Annotated in this window: 15 protein-coding genes; 14 read left to right on the top strand and 1 reads right to left on the bottom strand. The window is 54.1% G+C overall.

Annotation, left to right across the window (positions count from 1 at the left end):
• The 5 genes from ACSZPU_RS16435 to nadD form a co-directional block, all read left to right on the top strand.
• On the top strand, positions 1 to 617 hold a 617-nt coding region (locus ACSZPU_RS16435), incomplete at its 5' end, for a substrate-binding domain-containing protein (RefSeq protein WP_499000876.1).
• A 146-nt stretch (positions 618 to 763) separates the two neighbouring features.
• Entirely contained in the window at positions 764 to 3,346 is a 2,583-nt protein-coding gene (gene leuS, locus ACSZPU_RS16430) for a leucine--tRNA ligase (RefSeq protein WP_499000874.1), read from the top strand.
• 14 nt (positions 3,347 to 3,360) lie between these two features.
• Positions 3,361 to 3,909 carry an LPS assembly lipoprotein LptE gene (gene lptE, locus ACSZPU_RS16425; protein ID WP_499000871.1) on the top strand — a complete coding sequence of 183 codons (549 nt, stop codon included), beginning with the start codon at positions 3,361 to 3,363 and terminating at the stop codon, positions 3,907 to 3,909.
• Positions 3,909 to 4,940, top strand: a complete 1,032-nt coding sequence (holA, locus tag ACSZPU_RS16420) for a DNA polymerase III subunit delta (protein WP_499000868.1) — start codon at positions 3,909 to 3,911, stop codon at positions 4,938 to 4,940. Before lptE ends, holA begins: the two co-directional genes overlap by 1 nt.
• A gap of 1 nt (position 4,941) precedes the next feature.
• Positions 4,942 to 5,583: a nicotinate-nucleotide adenylyltransferase gene (gene nadD / locus ACSZPU_RS16415; protein WP_499000879.1), complete on the top strand. Its 642-nt coding sequence runs from the start codon at positions 4,942 to 4,944 to the stop codon at positions 5,581 to 5,583.
• Here the strand turns inward: nadD and cobD are convergent.
• The gene (gene cobD, locus ACSZPU_RS16410) at positions 5,558 to 6,649 is read right to left on the bottom strand and encodes a threonine-phosphate decarboxylase CobD (RefSeq protein ID WP_499000865.1); all 1,092 of its coding nucleotides are present in this window, start codon (positions 6,647 to 6,649) and stop codon (positions 5,558 to 5,560) included. The two genes, nadD and cobD, sit on opposite strands and share 26 nt — an antisense overlap.
• Positions 6,650 to 6,747: 98 nt before the next feature.
• On the opposite strand from cobD, the gene ACSZPU_RS16405 reads away from it, so the two are divergent.
• From ACSZPU_RS16405 to lipB, 9 genes are all read left to right on the top strand, one after another.
• On the top strand, positions 6,748 to 7,359 hold the full coding sequence (locus ACSZPU_RS16405) for an adenosylcobalamin/alpha-ribazole phosphatase (protein ID WP_499000864.1): 612 nt from the start codon (positions 6,748 to 6,750) through the stop codon (positions 7,357 to 7,359).
• A 264-nt stretch (positions 7,360 to 7,623) separates the two neighbouring features.
• Positions 7,624 to 7,941: a ribosome silencing factor gene (gene rsfS / locus ACSZPU_RS16400; RefSeq protein WP_041852134.1), complete on the top strand. Its 318-nt coding sequence runs from the start codon at positions 7,624 to 7,626 to the stop codon at positions 7,939 to 7,941.
• 3 nt (positions 7,942 to 7,944) lie between these two features.
• Positions 7,945 to 8,412 carry a 23S rRNA (pseudouridine(1915)-N(3))-methyltransferase RlmH gene (rlmH, locus tag ACSZPU_RS16395; protein ID WP_041852135.1) on the top strand — a complete coding sequence of 156 codons (468 nt, stop codon included), beginning with the start codon at positions 7,945 to 7,947 and terminating at the stop codon, positions 8,410 to 8,412.
• A 26-nt stretch (positions 8,413 to 8,438) separates the two neighbouring features.
• On the top strand, positions 8,439 to 10,340 hold the full coding sequence (mrdA, locus tag ACSZPU_RS16390; RefSeq protein ID WP_499000860.1) for a peptidoglycan DD-transpeptidase MrdA: 1,902 nt from the start codon (positions 8,439 to 8,441) through the stop codon (positions 10,338 to 10,340).
• A gap of 2 nt (positions 10,341 to 10,342) precedes the next feature.
• The gene (gene mrdB, locus ACSZPU_RS16385) at positions 10,343 to 11,455 is read left to right on the top strand and encodes a peptidoglycan glycosyltransferase MrdB (RefSeq protein ID WP_499000857.1); all 1,113 of its coding nucleotides are present in this window, start codon (positions 10,343 to 10,345) and stop codon (positions 11,453 to 11,455) included.
• Between the two features lie 10 nt (positions 11,456 to 11,465).
• Positions 11,466 to 12,620, top strand: coding sequence for an endolytic peptidoglycan transglycosylase RlpA (rlpA, locus tag ACSZPU_RS16380; RefSeq protein WP_499000854.1), 1,155 nt, complete (start codon positions 11,466 to 11,468; stop codon positions 12,618 to 12,620).
• 138 nt (positions 12,621 to 12,758) lie between these two features.
• Positions 12,759 to 13,970: a D-alanyl-D-alanine carboxypeptidase DacA gene (gene dacA, locus ACSZPU_RS16375; protein ID WP_499000851.1), complete on the top strand. Its 1,212-nt coding sequence runs from the start codon at positions 12,759 to 12,761 to the stop codon at positions 13,968 to 13,970.
• A 102-nt stretch (positions 13,971 to 14,072) separates the two neighbouring features.
• Complete coding sequence (ybeD, locus tag ACSZPU_RS16370; protein WP_263097532.1) at positions 14,073 to 14,336, top strand: DUF493 family protein YbeD; 264 nt, start codon at positions 14,073 to 14,075, stop codon at positions 14,334 to 14,336.
• Between the two features lie 88 nt (positions 14,337 to 14,424).
• Complete coding sequence (gene lipB, locus ACSZPU_RS16365; RefSeq protein ID WP_499000848.1) at positions 14,425 to 15,066, top strand: lipoyl(octanoyl) transferase LipB; 642 nt, start codon at positions 14,425 to 14,427, stop codon at positions 15,064 to 15,066.
• Positions 15,067 to 15,395: the final 329 nt, after the last annotated feature.

Here is a 15,395-nt window from a genome sequence, read left to right as displayed (position 1 = left end):
TTCAGGCAACCGTCTGTGGTGTTTGCAGAGCTAAGATTGGCGGCTTAGCGTTGCACTTCGGAGTTGAATCCGCCAACGACTATATCGGCATTGATAACTACCAGGCCGCATACGACCTGACAACGCAATTGATTAATGATGGTCACCAGCATATTGCTTTTATTGGCGGCCGCCAGCATTCACGTTTGCGCCGCCAGCGTCTTCAGGGATGGAAGGATGCGCATAGCGATGCCAATATTAGCTGGCAGGAGTCCCGCATTATTGAGTGCGCATCCAGTATGACTGCCGGTGCGTCAGCAACAACCCTGATCCTGCAAAACGATAGCGCCATCACCGCGCTGGTATGTTACCAGGATATTGTAGCTTTCGGCGCAATGAACGCCCTGCAATTTGCCGGCAAGAAAGTCGGCTCAGATGTTGCGGTAACCGGGTTTGACGGCCTGAGTGATGCGGAAGGATGGCTACCATCGCTTACGACCGCCGAAGTACAAATTGCAGAACTCACCGACCATATCGTCTCCCGCCTGCTCGAACGCCTGAAAAATCACCAGTTACCCCCGACGACAACGCTGCTTCATTCCCGGATTCACTGGCGCCAATCGACAAAGAGCGCATAAATAACGCCTGTAGGGCACATTACGCTTTCAGACATGTGTGAAAGGCTGTTTTGGCGTTGGCGTTTGGGCTATGCTATGCCGATCTGAAATAACACATCCATTGGCTACACTTTGTAGCTGTATTGAAAACAGGACCACTGGCTGCCATGCAAGAGCAATACCGCCCGGAAGAGATAGAATCCAACGTCCAGCGTCACTGGGAAGAGAAGCGTACCTTCGAAGTAACTGAAGACGAGAGCAAAGAGAAGTATTATTGCCTGTCGATGCTTCCCTATCCTTCTGGCCGACTACACATGGGCCACGTGCGTAACTACACCATCGGTGATGTGATTTCCCGCTATCAGCGTATGCTGGGCAAAAACGTCCTGCAGCCCATCGGCTGGGATGCATTCGGCCTGCCAGCAGAAGGCGCGGCGGTGAAAAACAACACGGCGCCGGCGCCGTGGACGTATGACAACATCGCGTACATGAAAAACCAGCTCAAAATGCTGGGCTTCGGCTATGACTGGAGCCGCGAGCTGGCGACCTGTACCCCGGAATACTACCGCTGGGAACAGAAGTTCTTCACCGAGCTGTACAAAAAAGGCCTGGTGTACAAGAAAACCTCTGCAGTGAACTGGTGCCCTAACGACCAGACGGTCCTGGCGAACGAACAGGTTATCGACGGCTGCTGCTGGCGCTGCGACACCAAAGTTGAGCGTAAAGAGATCCCGCAGTGGTTTATCAAAATCACCGCTTATGCCGAAGAACTGCTCAACGACCTCGATCATATGGATCAGTGGCCTGACACGGTGAAAACCATGCAGCGCAACTGGATCGGTCGTTCCGAAGGGGTCGAAATCACCTTCAACGTGAACGGTTATGACAAAACACTGACCGTTTACACCACCCGCCCGGACACCTTTATGGGTGCCACTTACCTGGCGGTGGCTGCAGGTCACCCGCTGGCGCAGAAAGCAGCAGCTACCAATGCTGAACTGGCCACCTTTATCGACGAATGCCGTAATACCAAAGTTGCCGAAGCGGACATGGCGACCATGGAGAAAAAAGGCGTCGATACGGGCTTTAAAGCGGTTCACCCGTTAACCGGTGAAGAAATTCCGGTCTGGGCGGCAAACTTCGTGCTGATGGAGTACGGTACCGGCGCAGTAATGGCCGTTCCGGGCCACGACCAGCGCGACTATGAATTTGCCACGAAATATGGCCTGACCATCAAACCGGTCATTCTGGCTGCAGACGGTTCTGAACCCGATCTGTCCGAACAGGCGCTGACCGAAAAAGGCACCCTGTTTAACTCCGGTGAATTTAGCGGCCTGAGCTTTGAAGATGGTTTCAATGCCATTGCCGACAAGCTTGCGTCTCTGGGCGTTGGCGAGCGCAAAATCAATTACCGTCTGCGCGACTGGGGCGTGTCCCGCCAGCGTTACTGGGGCGCACCGATTCCGATGGTGACCCTGGAAGACGGTACCGTCATCCCGACGCCAGAAGATCAGCTGCCGGTGATTCTGCCGGAAGATGTGGTCATGGACGGCATCACCAGCCCAATCAAAGCCGATCCTGAGTGGGCGAAAACCACCGTCAACGGTCAGCCTGCGCTGCGTGAAACCGATACCTTTGACACCTTTATGGAGTCCTCCTGGTACTACGCGCGTTACACCTGCCCGCAATACAACGAAGGCATGCTGGACCCAGAAGCCGCTAACTACTGGCTGCCGGTTGATATCTACATTGGCGGTATCGAACACGCCATCATGCACCTGCTCTACTTCCGCTTCTTCCATAAGCTGATGCGCGACGCGGGCATGGTGAACTCTGACGAGCCAGCAAAACAGCTGCTCTGCCAGGGCATGGTGCTGGCTGATGCCTTCTACTACGTGGGTACCAACGGTGAGCGCAACTGGGTTTCCCCGAAAGAAGCCATCGTTGAGCGCGACGAGAAAGGCCGCATCATCAAGGCGAAAGACGCGGCAGGCCATGAGCTGGTGTATACCGGCATGAGCAAAATGTCCAAGTCGAAAAACAACGGTATCGACCCGCAGGAAATGGTTGAGCGTTACGGTGCAGACACCGTGCGTCTGTTTATGATGTTCGCGTCTCCGGCTGATATGACGCTGGAATGGCAGGAGTCCGGCGTGGAAGGGGCAAACCGCTTCCTGAAACGTGTCTGGAAACTGGCTTACGAACATAAAGCCCTTGGTCCGGTTGTCGCACTGGATGCCAGCGCACTAACCGAAGACCAGAAGGCGCTGCGTCGCGATGTTCACAAAACTATCGCTAAAGTGACCGATGATATTGGTCGTCGTCAGACCTTCAACACCGCGATTGCGGCGATTATGGAACTGATGAACAAACTGGCAAAAGCACCGACCGAAGGCGAACAGGATCGCGCTCTGCTGCAGGAAGCGTTGCTGGCGGTTGTCCGTATGCTTAACCCGTTCACCCCGCATGCCAGCTTTACCTTGTGGAAAGAGCTGGGCGGCGAAGGCGATATCGACAACGCGTCATGGCCGGTTGCTGATGATGCAGCGATGGTTGAAAACACCACGCTGGTCGTTGTACAGGTTAACGGTAAAGTGCGCGGTAAAATCACCGTTGCCGTTGATGCGACCGAAGAACAGGTCCGTGAACGTGCAGGCCAGGAACCTTTGGTCGCAAAATATCTTGATGGCGTTACCCTGCGTAAAGTGATTTACGTTCCGGGCAAACTGCTCAATCTGGTCGTTGGCTAAGCGCGGGAGGAAGCGTGCGACATCTGGCAACATGGTTGTTATCTCTGGCGGTGCTTCTCACCGCCGGGTGCGGCTGGCACTTACGTAATACAACGCAGGTGCCGGGCAATATGAACACAATGATCTTTGATTCCGGGGATCCGAACGGCCCGCTTAGTCGCGCCGTGCGTAATCAGTTGCGTCTGAATGGCGTAGAACTGGTAGAGAAAGGATCATTACGTCAGGATGTACCTTCGCTCCGAATTACTGCCGTATCCATGGCGCGTGATACTGCGTCTATCTTCCAGGATGGACGCACTGCAGAGTATCAAATGGTACTGACGGTTAGCGCCAGCGTGCTGATTCCGGGTCATGACATCTACCCGATCAACACCAAGGTGTACCGCTCGTTCTTTGATAACCCGCAGACAGCGCTGGCGAAAGATGCCGAACAGGACATGATTGTACAGGAAATGTACGACAAAGCGGCGGAACAGCTGATTCGTAAACTGCCAAGCGTACAAGCGGCAGATAACGACAAGAATCCGTCGTCCGCGCGTCCTGCTGCGAAACCGGGTAGCTAATGCTCAAGTTGTATCCGGAACAACTCCGCGCGCAGCTCAATGAAGGGCTGCGCGCGGCATATTTACTGCTGGGTAATGACCCTCTTTTATTGCAGGAAAGCCACGACGCCGTGCGTCAGGCAGCCTTCGCACAAGACTTCACCGAACACCACGCCGTCACCGTTGATGCCAGTACGGACTGGGATGCGATCTACGCTATCTGTCAGGCGCTAAGTTTATTTGCCAGTCGACAGATTCTGTCGTTGCAGTTACCGGAAAATGGCCCTAACGCCGCACTCAACGAGCGTCTCGCCATGCTGGTGAGCCTGTTGCATGACGACCTGATATTGATTGTGCGTGGAAATAAGCTGACCAAAGCGCAGGAAAACGCCGGGTGGTATACCGCGCTGGCTAATCGCAGCGTTTTAATCAGTTGCCAGACGCCGGAGCAGGCTAATCTGCCGCGTTGGGTTGCTGCCCGCGCGAAACAGAACAACCTGCAACTGGATGATGCCGCCAATCAGCTGCTTTGCTATTGCTACGAAGGCAACCTGCTGGCTGCCGCGCAGGCGCTGGAAAGGCTGGCACTGCTGTTCCCGGACGGCAAACTCACTCTCCCACGCGTGGAGCAGGCCGTTAACGATGCCGCACACTTTACGCCCTTCCACTGGGTAGATGCCCTGCTGGCGGGGAAAAGTAAGCGCGCACTTCACATCCTGCACCAGCTCAAACTGGAAGCCAGTGAGCCGATTATCCTGCTGCGCACCATCCAGCGCGAACTGACGCTGCTGGTTACGCTAAAACGGCAATCCGCCCATACGCCACTGCGCTCATTGTTTGATAAACATCGGGTCTGGCAAAATCGGCGCGGCATAACCGGTGACGCGCTACAACGCCTGAGTGGCGATCAGTTGCGCCAGGCCGTACATCTGCTTACGCGCATTGAATTAATCGTGAAACAGGATTTCGGTCAGTCGGTGTGGGCAGAGCTGGAAGGACTTTCTCTGCTACTCTGTCATAAAGCACTGGCAGACGTTTTTATTGATGGTTGATATGAATCAGTTGCAGGCACTTTTTGGCGGTACTTTTGATCCCATTCACTACGGACACCTGAAACCGGTCGAGGCACTGGCAAACCAAATCGGGCTGTCACGCGTCATTGTCATGCCCAATAACGTGCCTCCCCATCGTCCGCAGCCAGAGGCCACGAGCGTACAGCGCAAGGCAATGGTGGAACTGGCCATCAGCGACAAACCGCTGTTTACCCTTGATGAGCGCGAACTGCGCCGTGAAAGTCCCTCGTACACGGCGCTAACCTTGCAGGAATGGCGTGAAGAGCAAGGGCCGACGCGCTCGCTAGCCTTCATTATTGGTCAGGACTCGCTGCTGAGTTTTCCGACATGGCATCATTACGACACTATCCTGAACAACAGCCATCTGATTGTCTGTCGTCGTCCGGGATACCCGCTCGCAATGGAGAACGAGGCCGATCAGCAGTGGCTGGAAGATCATCTGACGCATAACGCAGATGATTTGCACACCCTGCCTGCCGGGAAAATCTATTTAGCGGAAACGCCGTGGTTCAACATTTCCGCCACGCTCATCCGCGAGCGGCTGGAGAAAGGCGAGAATTGCGATGACCTGCTTCCCGCCACGGTACTTGATTACATCAATCAGCACGGCCTCTATCGCTGAGGGCGCTATCCAGCGCCGCAATCAGCCGATCGTTTTCCGATGCACTGCGCACTGCCACACGATAGTAGCGAGCGTCAAGTCCCGGATAGTTCGCACAACTGCGAATCAAAATGTGCTGCTGGAGCAGCGCCTGCTGCAGGTCAATGCCCGCATCACAGCGCAAGAACAGATAGTTTGCCACACCCGGCCACACGGATAACCCCGGCAGGTTTTCCATCGCCTGCCATAAACGTGGGCGTTCAGCATTCAGCCATTCCCACGTTGCTTTTTGATACGCGCTATCCTTTAACACCACCTCACCTGCCAGTGCCGCAAACGCATTGATAGACCAGGGCATTTGCTGCTGGCGCATACGCGCGACGGCCTGCGTATTACTGCTGAGCAAGTACCCCAGGCGCAGGCCAGGGATGGCGTAAAACTTGGTCAGAGAACGCAGCACCCAGATATGCGGATTGTCCGCCAGATGAGGGATAAACCCGTCGCGATCGCAGAGGAAATCCATAAAGGCTTCGTCCAGCACCAGCGTAATGCCGAGCTGTTTACAGCGCGCGGCGATGTCATGCATCAACGAGGCATCAGGTAACAAACCGGTTGGGTTGTTTGGCGTGCAAAGGAACAGGCAGTCAACGCCGCCGGTGAGTGCATCAAGAATGGCCTCGGTTATCTGCCAGCCATCCTCTTCACGCAGCGCATAGTCCACGATGTCACAGCCGGAAAGACGCAGCGCACGGCGATACTCGGCAAATCCAGGCGTGACGAGCATCGCCCTACGTGGAACGAGCCCTTTGACCAGGGCAAAAATGGATTCGGTCTCACCGTTGCCAGCGAGGATCCAATCGGCGGGAACCTGATGATGTGTGGCAAGCGCCTGATGCAATTGCTGATACTCGGGATCCGGGTAACGCTCAGCCACATCAAAATGATTCAGTAGTGCGTTTTTCAATGACGCCGGCATGCCTGCCGGGTTGATATTCACACTGAAATCCAACAAATCCTCTGCTGCAACTCCCACCATAGCAGCGGCCTCACGAATGTTTCCACCGTGCGCGCTGTGAAATAAAGCCATCTTCCTGCTCCAGGCAAAAACGCTATTTTAAACGAAAAGCCGCCAGGAATAAGGGTGTAATGATAAACTTCGTGCAGAAAACCGCACGGGAGAAAACAATGCGACTCTGGTTGATTCGACATGGCGAAACCGAAGCAAACGTTGCCGGGCTCTATAGTGGTCACTCACCTACCCCGCTAACCGCAAAGGGGATTTCACAGGCGCAAACGCTGCATCATCTGTTACGTGAAGTGCCTTTCGACCAGGTGCTTTGTAGCGAACTCGAACGTGCACAGCACACGGCGAGACTGGTGCTGGACGATCGCAACATCGCTCAACACACCACGCCGTTGCTCAACGAGATGTTTTTTGGCGACTGGGAAATGCGCCACCACCGGGACCTCACACGAGAAGATCCGGAAAGCTATGCCGCGTGGTGTAGCGACTGGCAAAACGCGATTCCCACCAATGGTGAGGGATTCCAGGCATTTTCCGCACGCGTACAGGATTTCATTGACCAGATTCCGAACTGGGGCCCGGCCAAAAATCTGCTGGTGGTCAGTCATCAGGGAGTGCTGAGTCTGCTTATCGCCAGTTTGCTTAAAATGCCCGCCTCGTCGTTATGGCATTTTCGCGTCGACCAGGGCACATGGAGCGCGATTGATATTCATGATGATTTTGCCACGTTGCGGGTATTAAACAGCCGCGCGGTGTGGCAAGCAGAAGATTGACAACAGTTTTTTTCACCCGGCACGCCTCTCCCGGCGGTCAGGTCATTGACACGTACGGACAGGCTGCTATTCTCCGCACCGCCAACTGCGGCCCATGCAGAAATTGTTTTACAAAAATGGCGATGCAATATCGCGCATGGGGTGGGATGATAGCCCACTTTTTAAAAGCCGGAGCCGGACATTTGTCCCGACAATGGCCGCAGTTCAGGTATAATGTCAGGCCATTTATTTACACCGTTTTCACGAACACCCCAGGGGGAACACTTGCAGGGTAAAGCACTCCAGGATTTTGTAATCGACAAAATTGATGACCTGAAAGGTCAGGACATCGTCGCACTCGACGTTCACGGCAAATCCAGTATCACCGACTGTATGATAATCTGCACCGGCACCTCCACGCGCCACGTCATGTCCATCGCGGATCATGTGGTTCAGGAATCTCGTGCTGCGGGAATGCTGCCACTGGGTGTGGAAGGCGAAAATGTCGCTGACTGGATCGTCGTAGACCTGGGTGATGTTATCGTCCATGTGATGCAGGAAGAGAGTCGCCGCCTGTATGAACTGGAAAAGCTCTGGGGTTAATGCGTGAAGTTGCAACTGGTAGCCGTCGGCACGAAAATGCCGGACTGGGTACAAACCGGGTTTACTGAATATCTGCGTCGTTTTCCTAAAGATATGCCTTTTGAGCTGGTGGAAATCCCGGCGGGCAAGCGCGGCAAAAACGCAGATATCAAGCGTATTCTCGACAAAGAGGGTGAACTGATGCTTGCTGCGGCAGGTAAAAATCGGATCGTCACCCTTGATATCCCCGGTAAACCCTGGGATACGCCGCAGCTGGCAAATGAGCTGGAACGCTGGAAGCAGGACGGACGTGACGTCAGCCTGCTTATCGGCGGGCCAGAAGGGTTATCCCCCGCCTGCAAAGCTGCGGCAGAACAAAGCTGGTCACTCTCTGCGCTGACGCTTCCTCACCCGCTGGTGCGTGTGCTGGTCGCGGAAAGTTTGTATCGCGCATGGAGCATCACGACCAACCATCCTTATCATCGTGAGTAATGACGACCAGGTAAACTAAGCAGCGGATGAAATTACAGAATTCTTTTCGCGACTATTCGGCTGAGTCTGCGCTGTTTGTGCGCCGGGCCCTTGTCGCTTTTGCAGGGATTTTGCTGCTCACCGGCGTGCTCATCGCCAACCTTTATAATCTGCAAATTGTCCGTCATGCTGACTACCAGACGCGTTCTAACGAGAACCGCATCAAGCTGGTCCCCATTCCGCCAAGCCGCGGCATTATCTACGATCGCAACGGTACGCCGCTGGCGCTGAACCGCACGATCTATCAGATTGAGATGATGCCGGAAAAGGTAGATAACGTCGAGCAGACGCTGAATGCACTGCGTGACGTGGTGGATCTGACGGACGAAGACATTGCGAATTTCAAAAAGGAGCGTTCCCGCTCCCACCGTTTTACCTCGATTCCGGTCAAAGCCAATCTGAATGAAGTGCAGGTGGCGCGCTTTGCCGTAAACCAGTACCGATTCCCCGGTGTGGAAGTCAAAGGCTATAAACGCCGTTACTATCCATTCGGCTCCGCGCTGACGCACGTGATTGGCTACGTATCCAAAATAAACGATAAAGACGTCGAACGACTGGATAAAGAAGGCAAACTGGCTAACTACGCCGCCACGCACGATATCGGCAAGCTCGGTATCGAACGCTATTACGAAGATGTGCTGCACGGCCAGACCGGTTACGAAGAGGTCGAAGTTAACAACCGCGGGCGCGTGATTCGTCAGTTAAAAGAAGTGCCGCCGCAGGCCGGGCATGATATCTACCTGACGCTGGATTTAAAGCTGCAGCAATATATCGAAACCCTGCTGCAGGGCAGCCGTGCAGCCGTCGTCGTGACCGACCCGCGTAATGGCGCCATTCTCGCGCTGGTTTCTATGCCAAGCTACGACCCGAACCTGTTTGTCGACGGCATCTCCAGCAAGGATTACACCTCGCTGCTCAATGATCCGAATACGCCGCTGGTGAACCGCGCCACGCAAGGGGTTTACCCGCCGGCATCGACGGTGAAACCCTATGTTGCTGTCTCAGCGCTGAGCGCCGGGGTAATCACCCGTAACACCACCCTGTTTGACCCAGGCTGGTGGCAGTTACCCGGATCAGAAAAACGCTACCGTGACTGGAAAAAATGGGGCCATGGCCGCCTGAATGTCACCAAATCACTGGAAGAGTCAGCGGATACCTTCTTCTATCAGGTTGCCTATGACATGGGGATCGATCGCCTTGCCGAGTGGCTGACCAAGTTTGGCTACGGCCAGTATACCGGTATCGATTTGTCCGAAGAGCGCTCGGGCAACATGCCAACGCGCGAATGGAAGCTTAAACGCTTTAAGAAACCCTGGTATCAGGGGGACACCATTCCCGTCGGGATTGGCCAAGGCTACTGGACGGCAACGCCTGTACAAATGAACAAAGCGATGATGACGCTGATTAACGACGGCATCGTCAAAGTGCCGCACCTGTTGTTGAGCACGTCGGAAGACGGCAAGCAGGTGCCATGGCAACAGCCAGCGCAAAAACAGGTTGGCGATGTGCACTCCGGCTTCTGGGAAATCGCCAAAGACGGTATGTACGGCGTGGCAAACCGCCCGAACGGTACCGGGCATAAATATTTTGCCGGCGCACCGTACAAAGTCGCGGCGAAATCCGGTACTGCCCAGGTCTTCGGCCTGAAAGCAAACGAGACGTATAACGCGCATCGCATCGCGGAACGTCTGCGTGACCATAAGCTGATGACGGCGTTCGCGCCTTATGATAATCCCCAGGTTGCCGTGGCAATGATTCTGGAAAACGGCGGTGCCGGCCCTGCGGTCGGTACGATTATGCGCCAGATCCTCGACCACATTATGCTTGGCGATAACAACAGTGATTTGCCGTCGGAAAACCCGGCATCAACAGCGGCAGAGGACCAATAATCATGACGGATAATCCGAACAAAAAATCGTTCTGGGATAAAATCCATATCGATCCCGCCTTCTTGCTGATTGTGCTGGGGCTGCTGTTCTATAGCGCGATGGTTATCTGGAGCGCCAGCGGCCAGGATATCGGCATGACGGAGCGTAAAGTCGGCCAAATCGCTATGGGCCTTATCGCGATGGTGGTGCTGGCGCAGGTTCCGCCCCGCGTTTATGAAGGCTGGGCGCCCTATCTTTACGTTGTGTGCGTCATCCTGCTGGTCGCCGTAGACGCCTTCGGGGCGATCTCTAAAGGCGCACAGCGCTGGCTTGATTTGGGCATCGTGCGTTTCCAGCCGTCGGAAATCGCTAAAATCGCCGTACCGCTGATGGTGGCGCGTTTTATCAACCGCGATGTCTGTCCGCCTTCGTTGAAAAACACCGCCATTGCGCTGGTGCTCATTTTCATGCCGACATTGCTGGTTGCTGCACAGCCTGACCTCGGTACCGCCATTCTTATCGCGCTGTCCGGTCTTTTCGTGCTGTTTTTATCCGGCCTGAGCTGGCGTTTAATCTTAGTGGCCGTTCTGCTGATCGCGGCGTTTATTCCCATATTGTGGTTCTTCCTGATGCACGACTATCAGCGCCAGCGCGTGATGATGTTGCTCGATCCGGAAACCGATCCGCTCGGTGCGGGCTATCATATTATTCAGTCTAAAATTGCTATCGGCTCCGGTGGATTACAGGGAAAAGGCTGGCTGCACGGTACCCAGTCACAGCTGGAGTTTTTGCCTGAACGCCACACTGACTTTATCTTTGCCGTACTCGCCGAAGAGCTGGGACTGATTGGTATTTTGATTCTGCTTGGGCTGTATGTGCTGCTGATCATGCGCGGTTTATGGATTGCCGCTCGCGCGCAAACCACCTTTGGCCGGGTCATGGCGGGTGGTTTGATGTTGATTTTATTCGTTTATGTATTCGTAAATATTGGTATGGTGAGTGGTATCTTGCCGGTGGTGGGCGTACCGTTGCCGCTGGTGAGCTACGGGGGCTCGGCCCTGATTGTACTGATGGCGGGGTTTGGTATCGTGATGTCGATCCATACCCACAGGAAGATGTTATCAAAAAGCGTATAAGGGGAGCGCAATGCGTAAGCAATGGCCAGGTGTCTGTATAGCAGCAGTGTTGCTGGCATCATGTTCAAGTGATGATGGTCAGCAAAAGACGATGGTTGCGCCGCCTACTCCGGTGTGCAGCGGGCCGGTCGTTGAAATCAGCGGCGCGGAGCCTCGTTTTGAAACACCGAATCCTTCGGTAAATCAGGATTACGAGCGCGACGGCAAAAGCTACAAAATTGTGCAGAATCCTTCGCAGTTCAGCCAGGCAGGTTTCGCCGCCATTTATGATGCGGAACCCGGCAGCAATTTAACCGCGACGGGAGAAGCGTTCGATCCGTTGCAGCTGACCGCCGCGCATCCGACGCTGCCGATACCGAGTTATGCCCGTATCACTAACCTGGCCAATGGCCGCATGGTAGTGGTCCGCATCAACGATCGCGGGCCTTACGGCAACGATCGCGTGATCTCATTGTCGCGCGCGGCGGCGGATCGCCTGAACACGTCGAACAATACCAAAGTGCGTATCGACCCGATCATTGTGGCGCAGGATGGTTCCATGTCCGGCCCGGGTACTGTGTGTACTACTATCGCCAGGCAAACTTATGCCCTGCCTCCCCGCCCGGATTTGGGTGGCGACGGCAGCATGGGGATGTCGCAACCGGAACCGACCCCCGATAACGTTCGTCTCATCAGCAATTCAACGCTGAAAGGGGACGAAAACACAAAGCCAGTGAGTAGCGGCGGTTTCCTGGGAGCGCCGACGCCGCTGCATGCTGGCGTACTTGAAGGTAGCGACGTCGCTACGCCTGCTACAACAACGCAAACCGCAGCACCAGTGCTCGCCGCTCCGGTAGCAACCACACCGGTAACGCGCACCGCACCCGTGACCGCTCCAGTCACTGCACCGGGTTCTGTGCAAGGCTACGTGGCGACATCAGCAGCACCGGTTGCCGCCAGCGGAAGCTATATGGTGCAGGTTGGCGCAGTGAGCGATCAAACCCGCGCGCAGCAGTATCAGCAGCGTCTTGGTCAGCAGTTTGCTGTACCAGGCCGAGTGGTACAAAACGGTGCCGTGTGGCGTATTCAGCTTGGGCCGTTTAGCAATAAGTCAGACGCCAGCGCATTACAGCAGCGTCTGCAAAATGAAGCGCAGTTGCAGTCCTTTGTGACCAACGCGCAATAACAGATTTGGCATCTGACTTTGTCAGCTAATGTAAACAGCATTAACAAAGTCATGCGGAAAGTCGGATGCCTGTCAGTATAGCTTTTGCTATAGTAAGGCACTTTTTTTAACTCCATCACGGATGTCGTTGTTCAGACCATGAAGACCACTCTCTCCGTTCGTTTCGTACAGCGCCTGGCGCTCACCACGGCACTGACCGCTGCAACCCTCGGCGCTGCCCATGCCGATGACCTCAACATCAAGACCATGATTCCTGGCGCACCGCAGATTGATGCCGAATCCTGGATCCTCATCGATTACAACTCCGGCAAGGTGTTGACAGAACAGAACGCCGACGCACGTCGTGATCCGGCCAGTCTGACGAAAATGATGACCAGCTACGTCATCGGCCAGGCAATGAAAGCGGGCAAATTCAAAGACAGCGATCTGGTCACTATCGGCAATGACGCATGGGCGACCGGTAACCCGGTGTTCCGTGGTTCTTCTCTGATGTTCCTGAAACCAGGCATGCAGGTGCCGGTTTCACAGCTCATTCGTGGTATCAACCTGCAGTCCGGTAACGACGCCTGCGTGGCGATGGCCGATTTCGCTGCCGGAAGCCAGGATGCGTTTGTGGGTCTGATGAACAACTACGTTAACGCGCTGGGTCTGCAAAACTCGCATTTCCAGACCGTACACGGCCTGGATGCAGAAGGTCAGTACAGCTCTGCGCGCGACATGGCCCTGATTGGTCAGGCCCTGATCCGTGATGTGCCGAACGAATACTCTATCTACAAAGAGAAAGAGTTCACCTTTAACGGTATCCGCCAGACAAACCGTAATGGTCTGCTGTGGGACAACAGCCTGAACGTTGACGGGATCAAAACCGGTCACACGGACAAAGCCGGTTACAACCTGGTCGCTTCCGCAACCGAAGGCCAGATGCGTTTGATCTCCGCAGTGATGGGCGGCAGAACCTTCAAAGGCCGTGAAACCGAGAGTAAAAAACTGCTGACATGGGGCTTCCGTTTCTTCGAAACCGTTAGCCCGCTGAAAGCAGGTAAAGAGTTCGCCTCTGAACCGGCCTGGTTCGGCGACAGCGATCGCGCCTCTCTGGGTGTCGATAAAGACGTTTACCTGACCATCCCACGCGGCCGCATGAAAGATCTGAAAGCGAGCTACGTGTTAACCACCAGCGAACTGCATGCCCCGCTGCAGAAAAACCAGGTGGTCGGCACCATTAACTTCCAGTTGGATGGCAAAACGATTGAACAGCGTCCGCTGGTCGTGTTGCAGGAAATCCAGGAAGGCAATTTCTTCGGGAAAATCATCGACTATATCAAGCTGATGTTCCACCACTGGTTCGGCTAAAAAACGAACACTTGAAAGTGTGATTTCCGTCCCCATATACTAAGCATCTCAATAAACTCCTGCCCTTCCGGCAGGAGTTATTATTTTTACGCCGGAGCTGACATGAAAACCAATCTCAAAGAACTGCTTGAATTCCCGACTCCCTTTACTTACAAAGTGATGGGACTGGCGAAACCAGAGCTGGTTGATCTGGTGGTTGAAGTGGTACAGCGCCATGCGCCCGGTGATTACTCTCCGCAGGTAAAACCGAGCAGCAAAGGCAATTACCACTCGGTCTCTATCACCATCAACGCCACGCACATTGAGCAAGTTGAGATTCTGTACGAAGAATTGGGCAACATTGAAATTGTTCGTATGGTGCTGTAATTAAGTCAGGTGTTGCCGGGCCGCTGGTCGGGTAACACCCTCTCTGTGATATACTCCCCTCACCTTTTCCTTTCCCGGAGATGCTGTTTTGTCTCAGGATACAATCCTAATCCGCAATCTTGGCCTGCAGCCCTACGACCCAGTGTCTGAGGCGATGCACGAATTCACCGAAACCCGCGATGACAGCACGCCTGATGAAATCTGGCTGGTTGAACACAACCCGGTATTTACTCAGGGTCAGGCCGGGAAAGCTGAGCATGTCCTTTCCCCGGGTGACATTCCGGTCATTCAGAGCGATCGTGGCGGTCAGGTCACTTTTCATGGCCCGGGTCAGCAGGTCATGTACATATTAATAAACCTCAAGCGCCGCAAACTTGGCGTTCGCGAACTTGTCACCATGATGGAGCAAACTGTCGTCGATACGCTTGCGGAATTGGGTATCGAGGCGCGCGCGCGTCCCGATGCCCCCGGCGTTTATGTGCAGGATAAAAAGATCTGTTCTCTGGGCTTACGTATCCGTAAAGGCTGCTCATTCCACGGCCTGGCGCTGAACATCGCAATGGATCTGACGCCATTTTTACGCATCAATCCCTGTGGCTATGCGGGTATGGAAATGACGCAGGTAAAAGATTTCACGCCTGACGCGAATATGGACAAAATAAGACCTATACTTATTAACCATCTTTTAGCACAGCTAAACAATCCACCACATAAATATACCAGTGCTTAATATATGATGTATAACGGCTTGCTTTTTAAGCAAGTCGTTATTTATTTCCCCCCATTATCCTTTACAACCACAGTTCTATTCTCTATTTTCAAAATACCTGCCTGATCAGGTTAATTCGCAACGCGCAGCACTTTTCTGCTGCGTCGAATTGCGCATAGCCAGATTAAATTTAAGCTTAATGTCCTGCATCATGCTGAAAACCATCCATAATGATGATATGTGAAGAAAAATCAGCTTAAATTACACATCACCATGGCGGATTCAACTCCGAAGTGCAACGCTAAGCCGCCAATCTTAGCTCTGCAAACACCACAGACGGTTGCCTGAAT

The organism is Phytobacter sp. V69 (assembly GCF_965644215.1).
In the GTDB taxonomy this organism is placed as follows: Bacteria; Pseudomonadota; Gammaproteobacteria; order Enterobacterales; family Enterobacteriaceae; genus Phytobacter.
Note: the sequence above shows the minus strand (reverse complement) of the source record. Positions and strands in the feature narration are given on the sequence as shown.